At 60.7% G+C, this 22,588-nt stretch carries 19 protein-coding genes and 1 pseudogene; 8 read left to right on the forward strand and 12 right to left on the reverse strand.

All coding sequences use genetic code 11. The features are described from left to right. Window positions 1–273 precede the first annotated feature (273 nt). Both JANGC3_RS0105620 and JANGC3_RS0105625 read left to right on the forward strand, forming a co-directional pair. Window positions 274–1,671 (forward strand): selenium-binding family protein, encoded by a 1,398-nt coding sequence (locus tag JANGC3_RS0105620; protein ID WP_232429661.1) that lies wholly within the window; start codon window positions 274–276, stop codon window positions 1,669–1,671. Next, the gene (locus JANGC3_RS0105625) at window positions 1,658–2,392 is read left to right on the forward strand and encodes an SCO family protein (RefSeq protein ID WP_157406472.1); all 735 of its coding nucleotides are present in this window, start codon (window positions 1,658–1,660) and stop codon (window positions 2,390–2,392) included. Before JANGC3_RS0105620 ends, JANGC3_RS0105625 begins: the two co-directional genes overlap by 14 nt. Window positions 2,393–2,447: 55 nt before the next feature. Here the strand turns inward: JANGC3_RS0105625 and JANGC3_RS0105630 are convergent, their stop codons facing one another. Then, on the reverse strand, window positions 2,448–5,051 hold the full coding sequence (locus JANGC3_RS0105630; protein WP_017875507.1) for an EAL domain-containing protein: 2,604 nt from the start codon (window positions 5,049–5,051) through the stop codon (window positions 2,448–2,450). 269 nt (window positions 5,052–5,320) lie between these two features. After that, window positions 5,321–5,719, reverse strand: a complete 399-nt coding sequence (locus tag JANGC3_RS0105635) for an Hpt domain-containing protein (protein ID WP_017875508.1) — start codon at window positions 5,717–5,719, stop codon at window positions 5,321–5,323. Between the two features lie 375 nt (window positions 5,720–6,094). On the opposite strand from JANGC3_RS0105635, the gene zigA reads away from it, so the two are divergent. Next, entirely contained in the window at window positions 6,095–7,327 is a 1,233-nt protein-coding gene (gene zigA / locus JANGC3_RS0105640) for a zinc metallochaperone GTPase ZigA (RefSeq protein ID WP_017875509.1), read from the forward strand. Between the two features lie 14 nt (window positions 7,328–7,341). Continuing rightward, window positions 7,342–8,325, forward strand: a complete 984-nt coding sequence (locus JANGC3_RS0105645) for a CobW family GTP-binding protein (protein WP_017875510.1) — start codon at window positions 7,342–7,344, stop codon at window positions 8,323–8,325. 186 nt (window positions 8,326–8,511) lie between these two features. Here the strand turns inward: JANGC3_RS0105645 and JANGC3_RS0105650 are convergent, their stop codons facing one another. The 9 genes from JANGC3_RS0105650 to JANGC3_RS31270 form a co-directional block, all read right to left on the reverse strand. After that, on the reverse strand, window positions 8,512–8,934 hold the full coding sequence (locus JANGC3_RS0105650; RefSeq protein ID WP_026132599.1) for a Fur family transcriptional regulator: 423 nt from the start codon (window positions 8,932–8,934) through the stop codon (window positions 8,512–8,514). Window positions 8,935–9,001: 67 nt separating this feature from the next. Next, window positions 9,002–9,964, reverse strand: a complete 963-nt coding sequence (locus tag JANGC3_RS0105655; RefSeq protein ID WP_157406474.1) for an alpha/beta hydrolase — start codon at window positions 9,962–9,964, stop codon at window positions 9,002–9,004. Continuing rightward, on the reverse strand, window positions 9,937–10,302 hold the full coding sequence (locus JANGC3_RS0105660; RefSeq protein WP_017875513.1) for a hypothetical protein: 366 nt from the start codon (window positions 10,300–10,302) through the stop codon (window positions 9,937–9,939). The genes JANGC3_RS0105655 and JANGC3_RS0105660 overlap by 28 nt, the downstream gene beginning before the upstream one ends. Before the next feature lie 288 nt (window positions 10,303–10,590). Next, window positions 10,591–11,310 carry a phosphatase PAP2 family protein gene (locus JANGC3_RS0105665; protein WP_157406475.1) on the reverse strand — a complete coding sequence of 240 codons (720 nt, stop codon included), beginning with the start codon at window positions 11,308–11,310 and terminating at the stop codon, window positions 10,591–10,593. Further along, the gene (locus tag JANGC3_RS0105670; protein WP_026132600.1) at window positions 11,300–12,928 is read right to left on the reverse strand and encodes a phosphoethanolamine transferase; all 1,629 of its coding nucleotides are present in this window, start codon (window positions 12,926–12,928) and stop codon (window positions 11,300–11,302) included. The genes JANGC3_RS0105665 and JANGC3_RS0105670 overlap by 11 nt, the downstream gene beginning before the upstream one ends. Window positions 12,929–13,037: 109 nt before the next feature. Beyond that, window positions 13,038–14,303, reverse strand: coding sequence for a sensor histidine kinase (locus JANGC3_RS0105675; RefSeq protein WP_017875516.1), 1,266 nt, complete (start codon window positions 14,301–14,303; stop codon window positions 13,038–13,040). Next, the gene (locus JANGC3_RS0105680) at window positions 14,290–14,979 is read right to left on the reverse strand and encodes a response regulator transcription factor (protein ID WP_017875517.1); all 690 of its coding nucleotides are present in this window, start codon (window positions 14,977–14,979) and stop codon (window positions 14,290–14,292) included. The genes JANGC3_RS0105675 and JANGC3_RS0105680 overlap by 14 nt, the downstream gene beginning before the upstream one ends. A 326-nt stretch (window positions 14,980–15,305) precedes the next feature. Beyond that, window positions 15,306–15,560, reverse strand: a complete 255-nt coding sequence (locus tag JANGC3_RS0105685) for a DUF3562 domain-containing protein (protein WP_017875518.1) — start codon at window positions 15,558–15,560, stop codon at window positions 15,306–15,308. 95 nt (window positions 15,561–15,655) lie between these two features. Beyond that, window positions 15,656–17,182 (reverse strand): CYTH and CHAD domain-containing protein, encoded by a 1,527-nt coding sequence (locus JANGC3_RS31270; RefSeq protein WP_081611772.1) that lies wholly within the window; start codon window positions 17,180–17,182, stop codon window positions 15,656–15,658. 387 nt (window positions 17,183–17,569) lie between these two features. Between JANGC3_RS31270 and JANGC3_RS0105695 the strand changes: the two genes are divergently transcribed. Further along, window positions 17,570–18,148, forward strand: a complete 579-nt coding sequence (locus JANGC3_RS0105695; RefSeq protein WP_017875519.1) for a recombinase family protein — start codon at window positions 17,570–17,572, stop codon at window positions 18,146–18,148. A gap of 3 nt (window positions 18,149–18,151) precedes the next feature. After that, a pseudogene (locus JANGC3_RS31275) lies at window positions 18,152–18,610 on the forward strand (DUF4158 domain-containing protein); the annotation flags it as partial. 310 nt (window positions 18,611–18,920) lie between these two features. Here JANGC3_RS31275 and JANGC3_RS0105705 read toward each other — a convergent pair. Further along, the gene (locus JANGC3_RS0105705) at window positions 18,921–19,952 is read right to left on the reverse strand and encodes a DNA-binding protein (RefSeq protein WP_017875521.1); all 1,032 of its coding nucleotides are present in this window, start codon (window positions 19,950–19,952) and stop codon (window positions 18,921–18,923) included. A gap of 512 nt (window positions 19,953–20,464) precedes the next feature. Here JANGC3_RS0105705 and JANGC3_RS32385 point away from each other — a divergent pair. Both JANGC3_RS32385 and JANGC3_RS31280 read left to right on the forward strand, forming a co-directional pair. Beyond that, window positions 20,465–21,343, forward strand: a complete 879-nt coding sequence (locus tag JANGC3_RS32385; protein ID WP_157406476.1) for a hypothetical protein — start codon at window positions 20,465–20,467, stop codon at window positions 21,341–21,343. Between the two features lie 194 nt (window positions 21,344–21,537). Next, a complete protein-coding gene (locus JANGC3_RS31280; protein ID WP_081611773.1) occupies window positions 21,538–22,509 on the forward strand; it encodes a M35 family metallo-endopeptidase in 972 nt (323 codons plus the stop codon). Window positions 22,510–22,588 lie beyond the last annotated feature (79 nt).

Genomic DNA, 22,588 nt, shown 5'->3' on the forward strand with positions numbered 1-22,588 from the left:
CGATGCCGCCTAGCGCATGATGTCCGTCAATGAGACGGGCGGAACCAGCCTTGCCAGGGGGCTCATTTTGTGCTGAGTCCGGCATTTTTTGCGGCCTCGACCGCAGCGCCGGGAACGTATTTTCCGCGCTGAAACGGTAGGTCCCGGCCAGCCCGAGCAGGCTGGTTCGATCCACGTCAATGCGACCGTCCAAGGAAGCTGCACAGTGGCCGGGTGGGCCGCCCTGTTCGGCTCAAGCGTGAAAAATGGGGTATATTCGGCTGTACCTGTTGTATGTCTACTATCGAGCGGATTGCATCATCGACCCGGCTGCCGACCTGGCAAGCCGGGCTTGCCTATACTAAAAGGGAAGCCATGAAGACAACTATATCCAGACCGCGCCGACTCGCCATGTGTTTGTACATCGCCTCCTTGCTGTCACCGCCGGCGGCGCGCGCCGACGAGACCTGCAATTCGCCCTATATGACGAATCTGATCAAGGGCCAGGAAGACTATATGCATGTCTGGACCCTGGGTGTGGCGGGCATGGGCGACGGCGCCGACAAACTGGTGACGATCGACGTCAATCCGCGTTCGAGGAAATACGGCAAGGTAATCGCCTCGGTGGCGGTCGGCGGCCGCGGCGAGGCGCATCACATGGGCTTTACCGACGACAGGAAATATTTATGGGCCGGGCGCCTGGAGGACAGCAAGATCTTCGTGTTTGACATCGGAACCGACCCGTCCAGGCCGCGGCTGGTCAACACCATCGCGGATGTGGCACAAAAAACCGGTTTCGTCGGGCCGCACACCTTTTATGCCTTGCCGGGGCGCATGCTATTGGGCTTCTTGTCCGGCAAGGATCATGGCGGCGTGACGGGCATGGCGGTCTACAACAACAAGGGCGATTACGTGGCGCGCTATCCGATGCCGGTGGGCAAGTCCGCGGCCGGCACCGGCGACGGCTACGGCTACGACTTGGCGGTCAATCCACAGAAGAACGCGCTGCTGAGTTCCAGTTTTACCGGGCTGACGAACTACATGGCCGATCTGGGGAAACTGATCAAGGATGCCGCCGCGATGAAGCAGTTCGGCAACACGATGGTGTTGTGGGATTTGAAGGCCATGACGCCGAGAAGAGTGCTGGAGGTTCCCGGCGCGCCGCTGGAAGTGCGCTGGTCGTTGCGCGAAGGGGAGAATTGGGCCATCACCGCCACCGCGCTGACTTCCAAGCTGTGGTTGGTGAACCAGGACGCCGCCGGGGCCTGGCAAGCCGCGGACGTGGGCAACATTGGCGATCCGGCGCAGATTCCGTTGCCGGTCGATATATCCATCGCCGCTGACGGCAAGCGTCTGTGGGTCAATACCTTTATGGACGGCAAAACCCGCTTGTTTGACTTGAGCAATCCGCGCGCGCCTGTGCAGATTTATGAAAAGATCACGGGCAAGCACGTCAACATGGTCAGCCAAAGCTGGGACGGCAAACGCGTCTACATTTCGACCAGCCTGCTCGCCAACTGGGATTTGGGCAACGACGACCAGTTTGTAAAGCTGTATAACTGGGACGGTAATGAACTCAAGGAACAGTGGAAAATTGACTTCTACAAAGAAAAACTTGGCCGGCCGCACCATATGAAGCTTAACGCGGAAGCCAACCGTGGCGGGGTGCCGAATATGGTTGCGGCGCGCTAAGGCCGTGCCGGTGCTGTGGAAACGCTGCGCCGGCCTGTTGTGCTGCTGGGTGGCCGCGGCGGCCGGGGCGGCGCCGGCAAGTTCGCCGCCGCAACTGTTCACCGCCCCGGCCGCCGGCAGTTATGCGCTGCAGTCGATACAGCCGGCACCCAACGGCCGGGTGCTCGACAGCGCCGGCGGCGCCGCCGATTTCGCGCGCTTCAGCAAGGGGCGCGTGACCTTACTCAGCTTTATCTACACGTATTGCAGCGACCCGCTCGGTTGCCCGCTCGCCTACGCCATCATGCACGATTTGCGCCAGCGCCTGCTGGCGCAACCGGCGTTGGCGCGGCGCGTGCGCTTCGTCAGTCTCTCTTTTGATCCTGTCAACGACACCCCCGAGGCCATGCGGCGTTACGCCGGGCGCCTGGCCGACGTCGGCAATACCTTGCAGTGGCACTTCCTGACGACGCAGTCGGTGCAGCATTTGAAACCACTGGTCGACGGCCTCGGCCAGAGCGTGCAAGTGCAGCTCGACAGCCGGGGCCGGCCGGGGCGCCTGTTCAGCCACATGCTGAAGGTGTTCTTGCTGGACGCCCGCGGCGAGGTGCGTGAAATCTACTCGACCGCGTTCTTGCAGCCCGATGTGATGTTCAACGACATCGAAACTCTACTCATGGAGCAGGATCGCGCCGGACGGAAGCGCTTGGCGGCGGCGCGCCGCTGGCAAACAAAACAGTAATGGTTACAGGCGGCACCTTCAACGTCAACGTCAACGTCAAGCGATCCGCGGTAGCCTAGCTCGACGCGGCCGCATCGGCGCCGCCATTGCCGGTCGCCTCCGGTTCGCCGCCGCCAGAGGCGCAGGGTGGCAAACCGTGCAACAGCCAGTAATGGCGGAAGGCCTCACGTATGTTTTCGCGCAAGTCCTTGTTGTCCCACGGCTTGGTGTAGAAGCGGTAGATGGCGCCGCAGTTGATGGCTTCCTTGATCGATTCGAGGTCGGCGTAGCCGGAAAGAATGATTCGGAAAGTGTCAGGATACATCTCCTTGACCCGGTCGAGGAACACCGTGCCGTTCATATTCGGCATGCGCTGGTCGCACAGGATCACTTGCACCGGGTGCAAGGCCAGCAGTTCGAAGCCCTCGGCGGCCGAGTTCGCCGCCAGGATCTCGTAGCCGTCCTGGCGCAGCAGCCGCCGCAGCGCGGTCAGCACGTGGCTCTCGTCGTCGACCAGCAGGATGGTGCGGCGCGGCCACAGTGGCTCGGTCCGCGCCGTGGCCAGCAGCGTATCTTTGGACAACAGCGCCTCGAGTTGCGCCACCGGCAGCGGCGGGCTGAAATAGTATCCCTGGATCTGGTCGCAGCGATGGCGCCGCAGGTAGGCCAGTTGCGCCTCCGTCTCGACGCCCTCGGCGATCACGCCCAGCTTCAGGCTGTGCGCCATGCCGATAATAGCCAGCGTAATGGCGGCGTCGTCGGGGTTGGTGGTAACGTCGCGGATGAAGGCGATATCGATCTTCAACTTGTCGATGGGGAAGCGGCGCAGATACGCCAGACTGGAGTAACCGGTGCCGAAATCATCGATGGAGAGCTGCACCCCGCGCCGTTTCAGGTTTTGCAGCGTGGCGATGGTGCGCTCGGTGTTCTCCATCATGGTGCTTTCCGTCAGCTCCAGCTCGAGCAGGTCGGCCGGCACGCCGTGGTCGGTCAAGGCGCGCAGCACGTCGTCCTCCAGGTCGCCTTCGCAGAACTGGCGCCCGGAGACGTTGACGGAAATTTGCATCGGTCCGACCGCCGAGCGCAGCCACAGGCCGATCTGCCTGCAGGCCTCGGCGATGACCCAGCTGCCGACCCGCGCGATCAGGCCGGTTTCTTCCAGCGCCGGAATGAAGGCCAGCGGCGACACCAGGCCGTGGCCGGGTCGTTGCCAGCGCAGCAGGGCTTCGACGCCGGAGGTGCGGCCGCTGTCGAGTTGCACCTTGGGCTGGTAGAACAGCACGAATTCCTGGTTGTCGATGGCTTTGCGCAGAGCCTGCTCCAGGTCGTTGCGCTCCAGCACCTCGCGGTTCATCTGGGTGGTGAAAAACCGGTAGGTGTCGCGCCCGGCCAGCTTCGCCCGCGCCATGGCGGTGTCGGCGTATTTCATCAGCGTTTCCGGCGAATTGCTGTCGTCCGGACTGAGGGCGATGCCGACGCTGGCGCTCAACGCCACCTCCTGACCGTTGAGCAGAAAGGGTTGGCGCAGCATGTCGCGGATCTCGCCGGCCAACTGGGAAGCGCCCTGGCGGTCTTCGCGCAAGGTCAGGATCACGCCGAACTCGTCGCCGCCCAGGCGCCCGACGCTGTCGCGCAGCCGCACGCATTCGGCCAGGCGGGTGCTGAACTGGCCGAGCAACTCGTCGCCGGCGGCGTGGCCCAGCGTTTCGTTGACGTTCTTAAAATGGTCTAGGTCGATCAACAACACCGCCACCTCGGCGCCGCTGCCCGCCAGCTGGCCCAGGGTGCGCTTGAGCGTCGCATAGAACAGCATGCGGTTGGGCAAGCCGGTCAGGATGTCGTAGTGGGCCAGGCGGTGCAGGCGCTGTTCCGCCTCTTTGCGCGCGCCAATGTCGCGCACCACGCAGACAATAATCCAGTCGTCGTCGACCAGTTGGGCGTGGTGGCGCACCTCGACCTGGACCAGCGTGCCGTTCTTGCGGCGCATAGACGTTTCCACCAGGTCGTTGACGCTGTCGCCGGCGATGACGGTGTCATACAGGCGGCTCATCTCCTGCGGCGCCACGCCGCGCAGTTGTGCCGGCCCCATCTGCAGCAATTCCGCGCGGGGATAGTCGAGCATATTGCAGGCGGTCGCGTTGACTTCAATAAACAGCATCGTGCCGCGCCGCACCAGCATGATGGCGTCGGTGGTGGCGTCCATGGCGGTGCGAAAGGTTTGCAGGTCGGCGGTGCGGGTGCGCACCTCGCGCTTGAGGATCGCGCTGTGGTTTTGCTGGAAGTCGCTCAAGGCCTTCAGGCGCAACAAGTTGCGCACCCGCAGGCACAGCTCCGTGCGGTCGATCGGCTTGCACAAGACCTCCTCGACGCCGGCGTCCAGCCCGGCAAGGCGCGAGCCGTGGTCGATCAGCGCGGTGACGATGATGATGGGAATGTGCCGCGTGGCCGGGTTGGCCTTGAGTGCGTTGGCGACCTGGTAGCCGTCCATGCCCGGCATCATCACGTCGAGCAGGATCAGGTCCGGCGGGGCCAGTGCGACCGCCGCCAGCGCCGCCGCGCCGCTGGAGACGCAGCTGGTGCGATACGACTCGGCCTGTAGCTGCGCTTCGAGCAGCAGGCAATTGACCGCTTCGTCGTCGACGATGAGGATGCTGGCGGGCGCTGCGTCGGGGAAGGTCATATCGCCCTACCGACGAACGGCCAAAGGCCCGGCAAGCCGTGGGCGTGTGGGTGCTGGTCGGGACAAGCGGCGCTCGGCATAAACTTTTCCCTTATTAAAACCAACTTCTACACGCCGCATGGCCGGGAACGTGCCGGATTCGCCAGCTTGCGCCAACTCGCACAAAAATAGTATCAGGGCGTGTAGGAATACTCAATAAGTTTGCGTCTCCGCAAAGCATTGTTGCAAAAAGTAATAACTGGATGGCCGCCGCCTGATCGACCGCCGGCCTAGCCAGCCGCTTGAACCGGGTTTGCGGCCAGCCAGGCATGGGCTTGCTCCATCGCAAGCGCGTATTCCCGCTCTACGCCGAGCAGCAACAGCGGCAGCTGGTCGCCGCGTTGTTCCAGCATCGCCACCTCCAGCGCCAGCGCAGCGTTGACGAAGCGCTTGGTGCCCAAGGTGCCGATGGAGCCACGCAAGCCGTGGAAATAGCGCGCGGCCTGTTCGTAGCGTCCCTCGCGCACCGCCGCGGTAGCCAGCGCCATCGGCTCGGCGGCGCCGGCCACCGCGTCGCGGACGATCTTCGTCACCACCGCCAGCGCCTTCTGGTCGCCGCCCATGTACTTGACCAGGGTATCGACCGTAAAAATCGTCGCCTCTTCCTGACTGGTTTGCGTAACGGACATTGCAACTCCTTGTATACGTTAAATCTCCATTGACCGGCGCGGAAGCCGGACCCGCCGCGCCGGTCTACTCGCGCCGCCCATTGCGCGCGCACTATGCCGATAGCAAGGGAGCTGGGCGATACCGCGACAGGCGGGGCGCCACTAGAGATGGCCATGCGGCAAGCCATCATGCACATCATACCGCTTTATACGGCAACTCTTGAGCACACTCTCATTGGCTGTGCCGGGCGCCGAACATTCGGCAACGAGCTTACGCCGCAGGCCTGCATGTTTACCACGTTGAAATCCAGCAAATGCAATCCATTTGCATTATAATTCAACAAATGCAACTCTATTGCATTGGCATTCCGCCACCGTTTTTTATGGGACTCCACCATGCTCCACAACAAATTGCCTGTCACCGTACTGTCCGGTTTTCTCGGCGCAGGGAAGACCACCTTGCTCAACCACGTCTTGCGCAACCGCGAGGGCAAGCGGGTTGCCGTCATCGTCAACGATATGAGCGAGGTGAATATCGACGCTGCGCTGGTGCGCGACAGCGCCCACGCCGCCGGCGCCGCGCTCTCGCGCACCGAGGAGCGGCTGGTGGAAATGTCGAATGGCTGCATTTGCTGCACCTTGCGCGACGATCTGCTGCTGGAGGTGCGGCGCCTGGCGGCCGAACAGCGTTTCGACTACCTGTTGATCGAGTCGACCGGCGTCGGCGAACCGATGCCGGTGGCGGCCACCTTCGACTTCGAGGACGAGCACGGCGACAGCCTGAACGACGTCGCCCGCATCGATACGATGGTAACCGTGGTCGACGCCGCCAATCTGCTGGCCGATTTCGGCAGCGAGGATACACTGGCTGAGCGCGGCGAGACCGCCGGCGAGGAGGACGAGCGCCAATTGGCCAATTTGCTCACCGATCAGATCGAGTTTGCCAACGTCATCGTGGTCAACAAGACCGACCTGGTCGACGCCGCCGAACTGCGCCGCGTGCTCGGCGTGGTCAAGGCGCTCAACCCGCTGGCGCGTATAGTCGAGACGCAAAACGCGAACGTGCCGCTGGACGCCATTTTGAATACCGGCCTGTTCGACCTAGAGCGGGCGGCGGCGATGCCGGGCTGGGCCCAGGAGCTGGCCGGCAACCATGTGCCGGAAACAGCGGCCTACGGCATCGACAGCTTTGTGTTTCGCGCCACCGAACCCTTCCACGCCCAGCGCCTGCACGACTTCCTGATGACGCCGATCCCCGGCCTGGTGCGCAGCAAGGGCTATTTCTGGCTGGCCAGCAGACCCGACTGGGTGGCCAGCCTGTCCGGCGCCGGCAAGCTGATGAATATCGAGCCGGTCGGCATGTGGTGGGCGGCCGTGCCGGAAAAGCGCTGGCCCAAGGACGCCGAATCGCTGGCGGAGTTGCGCGCCAGTTGGCGCGAGCCGTATGGCGACCGGTATCAGGAAATCGTGTTTATCGGCCGCGACCTGGACCGCGCGGCGATCGAGGATGGCTTGCGCGAATGCCAGTTGAGCATTGTCGAAACGCGCAAGGGCATCAAGGCCTGGCGCCGCTTGCCCGATCCATTCCCGCAATGGCAACGCAGCGACGAGCGCGAGCTGGTCAATTAACAATCGGAGCGCGCATGAGCGAACTGGTACCCGTCACTATCATCACCGGTTTTCTCGGCAGCGGGAAAACCACCTTATTGAAGCGGATTTTGCAGGGCGACCATGGTTACCGCATCGCCGTGATCGAGAACGAATTCGCCGCCGAGGGCGTCGACCAGGCCGTGCTGCTGGAGCAGGGCGCGGAGCAAATCGTTGAAATGAACAACGGTTGCATCTGCTGTAGCGTGCGCGGCGACCTGGTGCGCATCCTCGGCGAATTGGCGGCCAGGCGCGCAGCCGGCGCCGTGGTGTTCGACCATTTAATCATTGAAACCACCGGCCTGGCAGCGCCCGGACCGGTGGCGCAGACGTTTTTTGTCGACGAGTATGTGGCCCGGCATTATTTACTGGACGCGGTATTGACCGTGGTGGACGCCCGCCACGGGGGGCAACAATTGAACCGGCACACCGAGGCCCAGGAGCAGGTCGGGTTCGCCGACCGCATCTTGCTGTCGAAGACGGATCTGGTCGACAAGGTGGAACTGGCCGCGCTGCGCAGCCGTCTGGCGGCGATCAATTGCCGCGCCAGGATACAGAAGGTAAGTTTCGGCAACGTGCCAATCAAGGAGATCATCGATATCCGGGGTTTCAACTTGAACCAGGTGCTCGAACTGGAACCCGAGTTCCTGGCCGACGCCGTGCCTCGCCACGGCGACGGCGTCGGCTCCTTCGTCTACCGCAACGCCGAGCCGATGGATCTGCGCCTGATCGAGGAATTTCTCGACGCGATCGTGCAAGTGTTCGGTGCGCAGATGATGCGCTACAAGGGTATCCTGCACATCGCCGGGGCGCCTTGCCGCGCGGTATTCCAGGGCGTCCACATGTTGATGGGCTGCGAACTGGGCGCCAACTGGGGCGAGCGCGAGTACCGCGAGACGCGTATGGTGTTTATCGGCAAGGATTTGCCGAGGACGATGCTGCAAAACGGCTTGGACCGTTGCGTGCACCGCGCCGGTTGACGCCAAGGCCACTAAGCCCCGGCTCTTTGCCTTGGCTTGGTTTTTAGCGCCCGCGGCTTATCGGTGTCCGCAGCGACTGCGTAATCCGGCAACGTTGGCCGGGGCGAATACGGGCTGGCTCCGAGCCAACGTTGTCGGCTTACGCCCGGTGGGTTCACCCGACCCACGACAATCGCCGGCGGTGGCTCACTTGCAGCGCGGGCACAGGCCTTTGATCAGGTAGTCCACTTCCTGGCTGTGGAAGCCTTCCGGTAGCGCCAACGCGGCCGGCAGTTTTACCTCGGTGAAACAGGTCAGGGTGGCGCATTTGGTGCACTGGAAATGCGCGTGCTCGTGCGACTGGTGGCCGGCGCCAGCGCTGAAGCGCCAGACTTGGTCGGCGCCGCCGATGCGGTGCACCAGCTGGTTTTCGGTCAGCCAGTCCAGCACGCGGTACAGGGTGACGGAGTCGATGCCGCTGTCCTCGGCCAGGCGTTGCTGGATATCGTGGTGGGTCAGCGATGCGGTTTGCCCCAGCAGGAAGTCGAGCACTTTCACCCGCGATGTGGTGACGCGGGCGCGGGTGTTGCGGATCAGTGTTTCGGCGGGCAGGGTAGGGGATGTCGACATAGAGTTTCGGCCAGAGTTAACGCAACTCATTTGCCGCATTTTATCACGGTGCAGCTTGCCCGGCAGGCTACTTCTTGAAGCTCCAGTAGCGCCCGGCGGCCACCTCCACTGGTTCGAGAAAGCGCTGGTCGGGCCGGGCGTCGTTTTTGATCAGATCGAAGATGTCGGACAGGGCCGAGCGCTTTTCGGCGAAATATGTGTGCTCCAGCATGCCGGTGTCGACGCCGGTGGCGTCGATGGTTTCGACCCGCTCGACGACGAGCAAGCCGGCGCCGCTGTCGCCGGCGCGCGGGTAGCCGTGCATCGCCTTCGACGCCGACAGCGCCATGTCCTCGGACGAGGCGTACAGCGTGACCGGGTTGCGCGCGCCCGCCAGCGCCGGCGCGATGTCGCGTTTGAACACCCCGGCGTCGATGTCGGGCGCGGTCAGGATGATTTCGGTGATGCGTTGCGCCATTACCGGCTGCTGGGCCAGGGCGGCGGCAACGGCGTGGGTCAGCGCGCGGTTGCCCATGTTGTGGCCGATCACGTAGACGTGCTGGGCGTCGCTCTTGTCGAGAAAGTCGAGCAGGAACAGCGTCAGGTTGCTTTGCGACCATTCGATGTTGGCCTCGTCGACGAGGTAGCCGGACGGCTCGCCCTGCGAGGGCCAGCTGTAGAAGACCGGCGCGCCGTCGAAGGCGAGGTCGTAACACATCTGTCCGGTGCGCCGCGCCGCGTCTTCGAAGGTGACGTTGTAGCCGTGCACGAACAGGAAGGCGCTTTTCTTGCCGGAGCGCTGGATCCGCGCCGACAGCGCGGCCAGGAAGAGGTCCTTGTCCTGCGCTTTGGCGTCGAGCAGCACGACATGCCGATCCGGGTTCTCGCGCCATTCCAGGCGCCATAGCGTGGGCGCCTCCAGTTCGCCCATGCGCTGGTCGCGCGGGAGGCCGATTTCGCAACTGCCATAGCTCAGCTCGGAGCGCAGCGCGCCGAATTTCTGCGCCGGCAGCACGCTGCTGGTTAGGTTGCGGTCGGTGGCAAAGAACACCTTGACGACCGCGTAGTTCGGCGCCGGCGCCGCGCCGTCGTCGCCGGCACCATCGGCGGCGGCTTGATCTGGTAGAGCAGGGTTTGCGCCGCCATCAGCACGTCGATGTCGTTGCTGACGTTGGCGCCGTTGAGCGTGTCGCGCAAGGCGAACTGGCGCGACACCGAGCTCGGATCGAGCTCGAGGCTGGCGATCGCTTCGAGGATCGGTTCCGGATCGGCGACTTTTCTGCTGATAACGGTTTTCAGACGAGTGTAGCTGAGCGCGACGACCTCGCGGACAAACGCGCGGCTGCCATTTTCAATGGCCGCAATGATGGCGGAGGTGACTAGATCCATCGCTACGCGCTTTCAACTCGCTTTCAACATTGTTGTGGCCGCGCTGTGCGGAACGGGAATGACCACGCCGCCGCTGACGTGCTCGGGGACGGCGACGCGAACCGGTTCGCTGGGCGGCTTACTTGACGATAGCACGTTACCGGTTTCGCCCGGCGCCGCGTTCCAGACCGGGTCGGTAATGCCTTCGAAACATGGCGGTTTTGTTGCAATTTTTTTGGATACAGGTCTGTTACCGGCGATGTGCGAAACCTGTCGTATCGAGATCCGACCCAGGGTTGTAGGAGTGACTTAGCGTTGGTTTGGCGTGTGCAGTAGGCGGGCGTCGCGGTCGAGCCAGCCCGCCAGCGCGAAGACGATGGCGCAGGCAAGCCACATCGACCACAGGGTATGGGTGAGGAAATGGGCGCCGCGCAGTTGCTGCAACCAGCCCACCGAGGCGCCGACGGCCAGCAGCAGTGCCAGCGCCAGCGCCGCCGTGCGCGGGCGTCGCGGCAGGAAGAACAGGGCCAGCGAGATGAGCCAGAGCGCGCTTGAGGCGTGCCCGCCGGGCATACAGTGGCCGGCGGGGACGCCGTGCGGCACCGTTTCCAGCAGTCGGATATACGCTTGCGTGCCGCCGTAGCGCTGCAAATCCCACGGGCAGTGCGAGCTGCTGAGTTGCTTCAGCGTGGCGATGATGCCGGGCACCAGCAGCGCCGACAGGGCGACCAGGCGCTGTTGCAGCCGGCGCAGCGGGCTCCAGGGCCGCGGCCGGACCAGGTCCCACGCGGCCGCGCCGACGGCCGCCAACCCCAGCGCGACCATCAGGCGCTTCAGGATGACGTGGCTGAAGGCGTCCGCCAGCCACGCGTCGCGCCACGGAAAGCCGCCCAGGCGGGCGTCGAAGGCGGCGTCGGCCAGCGCCAGGTCGATGTCGGTGCCGGCGCCGATCCAGGCGATTAACAACGCCGCCGCCAGCATGGCGGGCCAGACGCGCAGCTGGAGTCGGCGCCACGGTTTAGATGGCATGGCTGCAGGCATGGAACAGGTCCAGTTTCGGGTTGTAGGCGGAGGTGCTGATGTTTAACATGCCCAGTGTCGAGTGGAAGATGTTGTCGTGGGAAAATTCCTGGTCGGCGCGCGCCGCCAGGCAGCGCTGGTCCAGCCCGAAGCGCTGGCGGAAGCCGTCGGACAGCCACAGCATGAACGGCACGTGGCGCTGTTCAGGCGGTGAAATAACGTAGGGCGCGCCGTGCAGGTAGAGATTGTTTTCGCCCAGCGACTCGCCGTGGTCGGAAAAATAGACCAGCGCGGTGTCGACGTTGTCCTCGCGGCCGCTACGCTCGAGCAGCGCGATCGCCTTGCTGAGCACGTAGTCGGTGTAGCGGATGCTGTTGTCGTAGGCCGCCACGATCGCTTCGGTCGAGCATTTCGCCAGTTCATTGGTCTCGCATTGCGGCCCGAAGTGCTTGAACGCGGCGGGGTAGCGTTTCCAGTACGACGGCCCGTGGCTGCCCTTCTGGTGCAGCACGATGACCATGTCGCCGCTGGCGTTGCGGATGATCTCGGGCAGGCCGCGCAGCAGCCGTTCGTCGTAGCAGTCCTCGTCGTTGCACAACGGGTCGCCCGGCGCCGGCTGCGACAGGTCTTCGTATTTGACCCGGGCGCATACCCCTTTGCAGCCGGAATTGTTGTCGCGCCAGAGCACCTCGAGGCCGGCGTGGCTGAGCACGTCGAGCAAGCCTTCTTGGCTCCTCGCCCTTTCGTCCGAATAGCGCTGCCGGCCCAGCGCCGAAAACACGCACGGCACCGACACGGCGGTGGCGGTGCCGCAGGACTGCATGTGGTGGAAGTTGAGCAGCCCCGCTTGCCGCGACAGCAGCGGGTTGGTGTCGCGCGCGTAGTGGTTCAGGGAAAAATTCATCGCCCGCGCGGTTTCGCCGACGACGATTACGGTCACGGTCTTGCGTTTGGCGCCGGCCCAGGCCCCGCCCTTGACGGCGTCGGTGCCCAGCGGCGCCACCACCAGCGGTTGGCTCCACTTGCGCTTGAGATAGCCGTTGACCGCCTGGATGTAGTTGGACGGGGTCAGCAGAAAGCGCAATTCGCGGTGCTCGCGCAGGGCCGGCGCAAGGCTCTTGAACAGCAGCAGCAACAGCACCGCGGCGACGGCCAGCGAGGCGGCGACCGCGCCGATGCTGTTGGCGGCATGGCGCCGCCGGCGTGGAAAACGCACGTCCGCATAGAGCAGCGCCAGCGACGGCAGCACGCCCAGCAGCAACATGCTCGGCAGCATTTTCCAGCTCAGCAGCTCGGCGCCCTCGCGGGCGTCGGTTTCGACGACGTTCTGGACCATCGACCAGTCGATCGGGGTGCCGTACTGGTCCATGAAATAGCTGGCGCCGGCGGTGGCGAGGAACAGGGCCACCAGCAGCGGTTTGATGATGAAGCGAAAGTTGAACAGGGTCAGGCTGGCGTTGAACAGCAGTACCAGCAACAGAAACATGCCGATGTGCAAAGGGATATTCGCCAGATGGATGCCGCCGGTGTCGGCAAAGAAATTCTTCCAAAATGTGACATTGTAGAAGGAAACAAACAGCACGGAGGCCGCCAAGGGCAATACGGACGCGTCTATACGCGAAGGCATATGTATTTTCACTGCGGATTCCAAAGTAATGTCGGGCGCGCTCCGGGGGAGGGGGGGCGCAGCGACGGCAGATTACGTTGGACGTTGTGAATTCGCCGTTACGGCAACGTTAAGATTTCGTTAAAGCATCTTCCGCGGGGGCGAAGCGGATGCCGATTGCCGTGCCGGGCGCCGACGGCGAGGCTATTTCCAGCGTGGCGCCGAGGTATTCGCAGATGCGCCCGACCAGCGCCAGCCCCAGGCCGATGCCGGCCGAACCGGCGCCGAGGTCGACCGGGGCCGCCGCGCCCTGGTCGCCGCTGAGCATGGCGCGCAGCGCGTCGGGCAGGCCGCGGCCGGTGTCGGCGACCAGCACGCAGTGGTGTTCCAGCGCGACCGTGACCGTGCCATGGTCGGTGTATTGGCAGGCGTTGCGGATCAGGTTGCCTATCGCGGCGGCGACCAGTTTGCGCGGCGCCCGGATCGAAAAATCGGCGCCGCCGGCGTAGCGCAAGGACACCGGCTTGTTGCCGACCAGGTTTTGGTGCAGCGCGACCTCCTCCTTGACGACGTCGGCGAGCGACACGTCGGCCGCCTCGATCAGCGTTGGCGAGCGCGCCAGCAACAACAGGATGGCCACGCTGTCGCTGGCGTCGCGCGCGGCGCGGTGGATGCGCTCGGCGGGGCGGTACAGCAGCGGCTGGCCGGCCGTTTCCAGCATTAATATCTCGGCGGCGCCGGAAATGACGGTCAGCGGCGTGCGCAGCTCGTGGCTGACGTCGCCGGTGAAAAAACGCTCGCGGTCGAGGAATTGCTGCATTTCGCCGGTGTGCTCGGCGAAGGCGCGGGCCAGCACGCCCAGTTCGTCGTTGTTGTCGATCAACGGCAGCTCGGCGCGGCGCTCGGCCACCGCCGCCGACAGCGTGATGATCGGCGTGACGAAGCGGCGCGCGACGAAGGCGCCCAGCAGCAAGGACATGCCGATAAAGCCCAGCAAGCTCACGCCCAGCAGGGAGTAGACGGCCAGCTCGACCTCGACGTAGTCGCTTTCGTGGTCGACCACGACGTAGGGGCCGGCGGCGTCGCGGCCGGACAACACGTGCAAGCCGACGCCGTCGACGTCGATATCGTGCACGCCCGGCGGCAGGTTGCGCAGCGACAGCGGAATCGACTCGCCGTGGTGGAAACTCATTCCTGCTGGCATTTCAACCGGCAAGTTGCCGGCGTGGCGAGGCGAGGCCCATAGCGCCACTTCTTTTAGTCGCTCGTCAACCAGGCGCACTTCGATACCCTCGACGATGACGGCGGCGACCATGGCGAAAAACAGCGAGCAGCCAAGGGCGAACAGCAGGTAGGCGGTGACGATGCGCCGGCGCAGCGAGTTAGAGGGCTTCATCGGCGGCCACCAGTTTGAAGCCGATGCCCGGCACGGTGCGCAACATGGCAAACGGCTCCGGCTTGTCCAGGGCCTGGCGCAGCGCGTGAATGTGGGTGCGCAGCGCGTCGCTGTCGGGCCGGTCCTCGCCCCACACCTCGGACTCCAGCGTTTCGCGCGAGACCACGCGCGGCGCCGCCTTCATCAGGCACTTCAGCAGCGTATAGCCGGTTTTGGTCAGCGTCAGGGGGCGGCCGGCGCGGGCGGCCTGATAAGTCTCGGTGTCGAAGCTCAGGTTGCCGATGCTCAGCAGGGCGGCGCCGCCGTGCGCGCCGTGCGCGCGCCGCACCAGCGCCTTCAGGCGCACCTCCAGTTCGACCAGCGAGAACGGCTTGACCAGGTAATCGTCGGCGCCGCTGTCGAAACCGGCGACTTTGTCCTGCAGCGTGTCGCGCGCCGTCAGCATCAGCACCGGGGTGAGGTCGCGCAACTCGTTGCGCAGCTTGTGGCACAGCTCGATGCCATTCAAGCCGGGCAGGGTGATGTCCAGCACCACCACGTCGTAGCTGTTGTCGTTGGCCAGGGCCAGGCCGGCGTAGCCGTTGGCGGCCGAATCGAGCACATGGCCCTTGGGTTCGAGGAATCCGTACAGATTGGCGACGATATCGGGATTATCTTCAATGACAAGGATGCGCATGGAGTGGAATGGTGACGGCGGCGGAAAGCGCCAGTCTACACGGGGAGACGAGGGAAAACGGAAAAAATAGCACGCTAAGCAGATGATCCCGGCTTTCAGATCTGTTCTCAATACACGAACGATAAGCCGTATTCAGCTGCGAGCGGGGGTGACCACGGAATCGCAAAGTGAGAGAACTTCAAACTTCTTTTGGTCACCTTCCAGCAAACCGTCAACGAACAACAGGGTGCTGTCCCAGGCTTGTCAAAATGTAAGGGACACCTGTAAGCAATCCGCTAGTGGCGAAAGGCTGCCAGCAATGCACCCAGCCCTCTACGTTTGGGCGCCTAGCGGTGCCTGTAAATTTCCCGCACGTGCTTAACTACCAAAACTGGCAGGTAATCCCAAACGGAAGCGATCGCGGTAAGACGCGCCAGCTCCCACTGATAGAGCGCCGCCAATTCCTCGAACGGGCGATCGATCTCATTGCAAAGGGCATGAATGCTTTCCATGTGACGAGTCGTGCTGGCCGATTCACTCCGCGCATTGGAACGAGGAGAAGCTTCGCGCGCGTTACTCTCCTGGGAAACGATTGGGATCATAGTTCACCTCAACTTAAAGTTACGTTACGTCATGAAAAAAACGTACCTTGGAAAAAACATTGGAACCATATTTTTTGCGCACTAACCTCGATACATCATTTGTAACTGGCCATCCTTAAACGGCCCGTCGTACGAAACAGCGAGGCCAAGCCTTTAGTGTTTTGCTGCAGTTTTAAACCTATATAGCCGATAGCCAGCGCTCCATCTTGAGTCGACGACGGTTCGGTTATGCCCGACAGTAAAGTTTTGGCAACTTCCAGGTCGTTTAGGCTACCAAGCCGATCTTGTAGTTGGGAGAGGGCAGAAATGTAGTGCTTGACGGCCTTGTTAGGCAAAAGATCGGAAAAAAACTCTGCGGCGTAGCGCGCTTTTTTTGCAGCGATACGAACTCGGTGTCGTGCTGACGCATCGTGTTGATTGGCAGAATTGACGCGACTGATGAGGCGCTTCTCTGCCTTTTTGAGTAATGGCGTCATCCCATCAACGGCACGTTTTGCTAGCGCTGACTTCTTCGAGAGATGCTCTTCTTTTCGCCAAGCTCGTCCATGAAGCCAACCATTTAATTGCAATAAGAGTTCGGTGTAACGAGGCTCATGCAAGGAAAGTACGAGAGTTTGATGCAGCGACCTTGCTTGTGTTGTGGCCAGGGCTACGAGGCGCCCCTGGTTTGGCGTAGTAATTTCATCCAGTGTCGAGGTAGCCAGCACGTCCCAATCCCGCGTGGCTCCGAGTTCTCCAGCTAACCAATCCAAGCTGACGCGGACTTCAGGTGGGAGCTTTGCCAATGGCTCAAACATATCTAACAGCGCTCGCAACCGCCGCAGACCCACTCTCATCTGGTGGAGACTTTCGACGCTCTGATTCAAAACGCCAGGCATGTTGGCTTCCATTTGTTGTAAACAGTTAAACCCCATGCAACGGAACGCATTCTCTAGACTCATTTTAGGGAGAAGTTTCACACGTCCCGCCTTGACCGGTTCGGGTGGCCGATTTTCCAGCATTGCGTATCCTCGTGCTGCCTTACTATCGTTCGAAAGTTCCAACGGTATGTCTCTGTGCAACGCGAGCGCGAGGTCGAATAGTTGCGTCGGATTACCTTTTTTCAGTTCAAATTCCAGCTCTTCGATTGGTAAATTCTGACCTCTACAATCAATATTGCCGGAGTCCAGCGAACACTCGACTTGTTGGCCATCCGGTAGGTCCAAATTCCAAATCGTACGATGGGTGGTGTTTGTGAAGATGGGGTACAGATGCTCGGCAACATTCGGAGATCGCAAGAGTTTGGCGATGCGCTCTACCTTGATCTGCCGAGCAATTTCTGATGGCTGGGGAACGGCGCTTGAGAGAGCGGATTCCCATTCACCGCGCTGATGCAGAGATGCAGAGCTGACAGAAGCGGTCTTCACCGTCTGAGTCCGTATTGAGCCTTCTTCTGACAGTCCATCCTCCCTCACGCGCAACGTAACCCCGTGCCTCCATAAATCCAATTTTTTAGTATCGTAGTACGTGTCTACAAGTTGATGTTCGGACGGGACGGCGCGAGCGTTATCGACAAGGAGTGGATGTTCATAGATGCGCGAGCGATCAATAGCGTCAATTTTTAGTTTGAGTTCGGTTTCCATATTTTCTATTTCCCATTGTCATTTCGAGAGCCTTAACAGATGTATTTTGGAGAGCCGGCAGCTCCATCCTTGGCTGAAATGGTATCACCGCCGAATTTGTAAGACATTCCAATTCCGCGCAAAAATCTATCGGAAACGAAATGTAGTTAGCCAACCCGGCAGGCTTGACGCTCAGATCGCCGTTTCATGGCAGTTGCCTCGCTCGACATTAGTTGCTGATTAGCGTATGGCGGAACGCCGCCCGTCGGAAAACAAGTGTTTTCCGACGGGCCAGCAGGCGACACCGGAAGCTCACATGTGAAGGGTGGTGAATAGCTGAAAAATGTGCGGAAAACTATGTCGTCATGATGTAGCATACGCCAACCACACATCACAGGTTTTCCGCACATGCTTGTCGGGTACATGCGAGTTTCGTCCGAGCCAGACCGCCAAAACACTGATCTGCAGCGCGACGCCCTGTTGGCGGCGGGCGTCGACGCTCGACACCTGTTTGAGGATCGAGCTTCCGGTGCCAAGGATGATCGGCCCGGCTTGGTCCAGGCGCTTGGATTCGTGCGGTCTGGCGATGTGCTCGTTGTCTGGAAGCTGGACCGACTCGGACGCTCGCTGCAGCACTTGCTCACTATCGTGAACACGCTAAAGGATAGACAGGTTGCTTTTCGTTCTCTTACCGAAGGCATGGATACCACGACAGCATCAGGCGAATTACTGTTTCATGTGTTCGGCGCGCTCGCCCAGTACGAACGCGCCTTGACCAAGGAGCGCGTGACCGCCGGACTCGCAGCCGCGCGCCGACGCGGCCGTGTCGGTGGTCGTCCGCCAGCGATTACCGGTGAGAAGCTGGACTCCATTGTTACTGCTCTGAACGGTGGGATGTCCAAGGCCGCCGTCTGCCGAACATTCGGCGTCAAGCGAACCACGTTGATCGAAACCATCGCACGAATCGGCGAAATCGGGTCAACGTAACGCATGCCACGCCGCTCAATACTTTCCGCAACTGAGCGGGACAGCCTACTGGCGCTCCCGCAAAGCCAAGACGACCTGATCCAGCATTACAGCTTTACCGAGTCCGATTTGTCCTTGATTCGGCAGCGCCGAGGCGACGCCAATCGGCTCGGCTTTGCCGTCCAGTTGTGCCTGCTGCGTTATCCGGGCTATGCACTGGCGGTCGACATGCCGGTGCCGGACGTGATCATCCAGTGGATATCCCGTCAGATACAAAGCGATGCCGAGGCTTGGCCGCAGTATGGCGTGCGTGATCAGACCAGACGCGAACATTTCCAGGAATTGCGCGCCTACCTCAGCTTGTCCGCGTTTAGCTTGCCGGATTTTCGCAAGCTGTCGTACAGCCTTGCTGACCTCGCCATGCAGACTGATAAAGGGCTGGTGCTCGCGGCCAAAGCCTTGGAGACGCTGCGGCAGCGGAACGCGGGATACCGGCAAGCTGAAAGACGAATCCCTGCTTCAGTTCCTTGCGCCGCTCGGATGGGAGCACATCAACCTGACCGGCGATTACGTTCGGCATCAGAACCGGATGATCGACGAGGGGCAATTTCGGCCGCTACGAACGCATGAAAAACCTTAGCGTGCTATTTTTTTCTTTTTCCCTGCTCTTCCCTACACGTTCGGCATGCCGGTCAGTTAGGTGGCTCCGGCGTAGGAATAGTTAAAACCAACGGCGTAACCCCGGGGGCCAACCTTACGGCCTTCCCCCGGCTCTTTGCCTTTGGTTGATTTTTTAGCGCTTCCGGCTCGCCAACTGCGCTTGCAGCCCAGCTTTTTCCTCGATCAGCGTCAAACGCGCTGCCTCTTGGCTGTTTTCCTTGTTCTCCGCCTGGCGCAGGCGTTCGCCGAGTAGTTCCGCCTGGTGCTGGCGGCCCGCCAGGGCGATGCGCGCTTCGGTCAGCGCCGTCTGCGTGGTGGCGAGTTTTCCGGCGAGGGCGGCGCCGGCCGCCGACGCCTCTTTGAATTGATAGGCCAGTTGGTCGCGCTCCGGCCGCATCGCGGCGAGGTCACCCTGGAGGGCGTCGGCGGCCTCGCGCCAGCGGTCCTGCTCAAGCTGCGATTGCGCCAGTTGCGTCTCCCGCTGGATCAGGGCCGCTTGCTGGATCTGCCCGTGCTGGCGGGCGCCAGCCAGATCCTGCTCCAAGCGCGCTACGCGCTGGTCCGCCGCCTGGCGTTCCTCGGTGCGCTGTGCCGCCGTCGCGTGCTGGTAGTGCTCGAACTGCGTGCGGGCCTGCGCCAGTTGCTGGTTCAGCGCGGCCACCTCGGCGGCGCGGTCGGCCAGGCGCGCGCGCAGGCCGGCGTTGTCGCTTTCCAGCCCGGCCAGCGTAATGGCGCCGCTGTGGTGCTCAGCGCGCAGCTGCGACAGCTCGTCCTTGGTCTGGGCCAGATCGGCGGCCAGCGCCAGCTTGGTCTGCGACAGGTTGCGGTTGTCCGCCTGGCTTTGCTCCAGGCGCTCGGCGGCGCCCTGTAACGCGATACGCTGGGCTTCGCTTGCCTGCGCCAACTGCAGGCCGACGTCCGCCTGCAGCTTCTGATACAGCCCTTTGACGGCCAGCAGCAATTCGGCGGGCACGCCGGTTTCAGCCGCCACCACGGATTCCTGATGCTCGACCTTCCAGCGCTTGAGCAGGGGCGCAATGGTGCTTTTACTACCAGTGCCGCCCAAGGCCTCGCGGACGCTGTCGACGGTGGGGTTTTTGCCCTCGGCGGCCACTTTTTCGGCGGCTTTCATAACGTGGGAATACAGGATACCGATGCGTGCCATAAGCCCATCCATGAAATAACGTAACGTATTACGTGATACGTAATTATACATAAAATTACGTTAAAAAAGTTGCCTTCTTCAAGCTTTATAACATCTGATAATGTTGATTATCGTGAGTTATGAAGCCGATAGAACGGATTTTTCATGTTCTGCCCGGTACATCTCCAGTCCATGACTTATTGGAACCGGCCCTCGTCTACGTCGAATTCGCGGTTCCTCTGGCGCGTTGCGTTCGTGTCACTGCTCGTGTTCGCGGCGGGGCCAACCAGCCACCACCCAAAGCGAAAGCGCACCCTGGTCCGCTGTGCGAAGGCCGTTGGACTGGAGGGTAATTATGTCGGCGGTAAGATTGACGAAAATGCAATTTGTCATCCTTTCACGCACGAGCGGACCAATAAGTCGGCTGTGCCATCCACGATACTGCCTTGTTACTTGTGTTACGTGGGAGCCAACTCCTACCATGAATTCCGGACTACCCGATGTATAAAAGGATGATTATGCCTCCCAGGACAATGCAAGAACGTAATGAATATGCTGCGCTGTTCAGTGGCAGCCTTGACGCCGCACTATCCCGACATGCAGCGGATCGGATACTACATTTCTTCTTTTTTTGCTTCTATGTTGAGATCACTTGCGATTACCTTGCTATTTATAATGTCTGCATATTGCCAAAAGATGCCATTAGTCCTCACGCAACGCATCAGGTCGACAAGGGGGTGCGAAACAAAGCGATGGAAAAGTTGGATGTATACTCTTCCGCTCCGGCGAATTTGACAGTCACTGGACACGGTAGTATGGATGCGGCCCATACAAACAATCTTGGTCTGACTGATCCCTTTGTTCGAGCCTGCGAGAAATATGCGATTAGTGATCAACTCTTAGGGCGACTCTACACTTGTTGCGAGAATTTTTGTAGCAACACGACGCTTTTACCGCAGTCAATTAACTTGGGCCCGGACAAAGTAGTTGATCAAGTTCATCGAGATATGTATAACGAAATTTTTTCAATGTCGAGCAAAAAGCCTCGCATTACGGAAGGTAAAGTCTGCCATTATTTAAACCATGCATCAAACCTTCTTCAGGAAATGGCAATCAAAAAAGTGGAGAAGAATGTGTTGGCGGAAACTGCTGGGTATTATATCGCGGGAATTAATAGCGTAGTTCACAAGATAGTTGAGATTGTGGGGGATGAAGCGGATCTGGTCGTCTCAGCGATCAATACTCACATAAAAAGCAATAGATTAGTTGATGCACTCGACTATGTCGCAAGCCCAAAGATGCAGCAGAGGGTTCATGAATCGCCAACCCGCTTTCGGCAACCGGGCTATAACAGCGCAAGCGTGGCCCCTGCAGTCTCGCCAGACACCGATGTCGATATGGGTCCCTGGTAGTGATGTAAAGAAAATGACGCGGCAGTTTGGTCGATTGCGACTCACTAGCGGTAAGTATCGACACATATAGACGAGTTAGACATTAGCCGCGATGTGCAGGCAGTCCAGTTGCCGGCGAGGCGGAGGGGCCAAATATCGCCGGCGGCGCTCAGCGAAATCAAGGACAAGCGAAGCTCTGGAGAAGGAAGAGAATCATGACAAAGACGGACGAACAGAGAGTATGGGAAACACTGGAGTACCTGCCAGTTTTGTTCATGGAAAAAATACGTGGACTTGCTGTTCAAACCATATTGAAGCAGTGGACAAAACAGCAAAACCTCGCATTGCTCAGCGAAAGGCTATCGCTCGGCGGGTGGCATCCTTGTTCCAGTGCATCGGACGTGAACCTGCGCCATACCCGGCGGGCGCTCTTACTTGCTTTTGAATACAATCGTCTTCCTCTGCTAAAGACACTCGTTTCAAGCATGAGTATGGCCGATACAAAACAAAGATTTTTGAAACAGTGTGATTTAATTAATCCTGTCATAGCGCTCGGCGCCACGACGCTTGCCGCCTCCTTCAATTATGCAACCGAGTCGGAGAAGTTGTGGGCATTGGGCGCTGGCGGAGAGGTGCGCCCAAGATTGAACGCCGGGGTGGCGGCGCTGTGGCGAGTGCCAAGCGACCGGAACGAGCGGCTCCGATTTGAAAAATGGTTTGGAACGTTTTCGGGAAATAGGTACGACCTGGTTTTGCGAAACTTTGAAATCATTCGAGCCAGCACGAAGGGATACCGGCTTTATTATAGAGGCGATCGTCTGACGAATAATTCTATAGAACGTATACCACCTCATAACGAGGAAATGCCTATCCGTAAAGTGGTGGACTCGGCCGGTTTTTATTCACCTGATGAGCAACGAGACAGTGACCCGCAAAACTGCCATATCTTCCTCGGCAGTCCCTTTTGGGGTCCCGCCGTAACATGGAAGGGGCAAGAAGGTGTGAGTACATCGCGATGTGCAGTTCTCATTCACGAACTGACGCATTGTTTATGTGGCACCTTGGATAAATTGGGCACATCGAAAGGGTACGGAAGTGATAACTGCAAAAACTACGCCGCCAGAAACAGTCCGGATGTACTGCGTAATGCGTCGAATTACCAGTGGTATATCGACGAGTTTTCTTAAGTTTTTTGAGTTAACCGTAAGGAACAGGTAGTGATTGAACTGACGGCTGCCGCCTTGTTCCATCAATGCCGCCCATGAC

Source organism: Janthinobacterium sp. CG3, assembly GCF_000344615.1.
Classification (GTDB): Bacteria; Pseudomonadota; Gammaproteobacteria; order Burkholderiales; family Burkholderiaceae_D; genus Janthinobacterium.

Excerpts from the sequence above, each read along its gene's own strand:
- JANGC3_RS0105660 (WP_017875513.1), bottom strand. The coding sequence starts at position 10,302 with ATGGATCTAGTCACCTCCGCCATCATTGCGGCCATTGAAAATGGCAGC.
- JANGC3_RS32385 (WP_157406476.1), top strand. The coding sequence starts at position 20,465 with ATGCAAGAACGTAATGAATATGCTGCGCTGTTCAGTGGCAGCCTTGAC.
- JANGC3_RS0105665 (WP_157406475.1), bottom strand. The coding sequence starts at position 11,310 with ATGCCATCTAAACCGTGGCGCCGACTCCAGCTGCGCGTCTGGCCCGCC.
- JANGC3_RS0105670 (WP_026132600.1), bottom strand. The coding sequence starts at position 12,928 with ATGCCTTCGCGTATAGACGCGTCCGTATTGCCCTTGGCGGCCTCCGTG.
- JANGC3_RS0105695 (WP_017875519.1), top strand. The coding sequence starts at position 17,570 with ATGCTTGTCGGGTACATGCGAGTTTCGTCCGAGCCAGACCGCCAAAAC.
- JANGC3_RS0105630 (WP_017875507.1), bottom strand. The coding sequence starts at position 5,051 with ATGACCTTCCCCGACGCAGCGCCCGCCAGCATCCTCATCGTCGACGAC.
- zigA (WP_017875509.1), top strand. The coding sequence starts at position 6,095 with ATGCTCCACAACAAATTGCCTGTCACCGTACTGTCCGGTTTTCTCGGC.
- JANGC3_RS31280 (WP_081611773.1), top strand. The coding sequence starts at position 21,538 with ATGACAAAGACGGACGAACAGAGAGTATGGGAAACACTGGAGTACCTG.
- JANGC3_RS0105645 (WP_017875510.1), top strand. The coding sequence starts at position 7,342 with ATGAGCGAACTGGTACCCGTCACTATCATCACCGGTTTTCTCGGCAGC.
- JANGC3_RS0105705 (WP_017875521.1), bottom strand. The coding sequence starts at position 19,952 with ATGGCACGCATCGGTATCCTGTATTCCCACGTTATGAAAGCCGCCGAA.
- JANGC3_RS0105635 (WP_017875508.1), bottom strand. The coding sequence starts at position 5,719 with ATGTCCGTTACGCAAACCAGTCAGGAAGAGGCGACGATTTTTACGGTC.
- JANGC3_RS0105650 (WP_026132599.1), bottom strand. The coding sequence starts at position 8,934 with ATGTCGACATCCCCTACCCTGCCCGCCGAAACACTGATCCGCAACACC.
- JANGC3_RS0105680 (WP_017875517.1), bottom strand. The coding sequence starts at position 14,979 with ATGCGCATCCTTGTCATTGAAGATAATCCCGATATCGTCGCCAATCTG.
- JANGC3_RS0105620 (WP_232429661.1), top strand. The coding sequence starts at position 274 with ATGTCTACTATCGAGCGGATTGCATCATCGACCCGGCTGCCGACCTGG.
- JANGC3_RS31270 (WP_081611772.1), bottom strand. The coding sequence starts at position 17,182 with ATGGAAACCGAACTCAAACTAAAAATTGACGCTATTGATCGCTCGCGC.
- JANGC3_RS0105685 (WP_017875518.1), bottom strand. The coding sequence starts at position 15,560 with ATGATCCCAATCGTTTCCCAGGAGAGTAACGCGCGCGAAGCTTCTCCT.
- JANGC3_RS0105675 (WP_017875516.1), bottom strand. The coding sequence starts at position 14,303 with ATGAAGCCCTCTAACTCGCTGCGCCGGCGCATCGTCACCGCCTACCTG.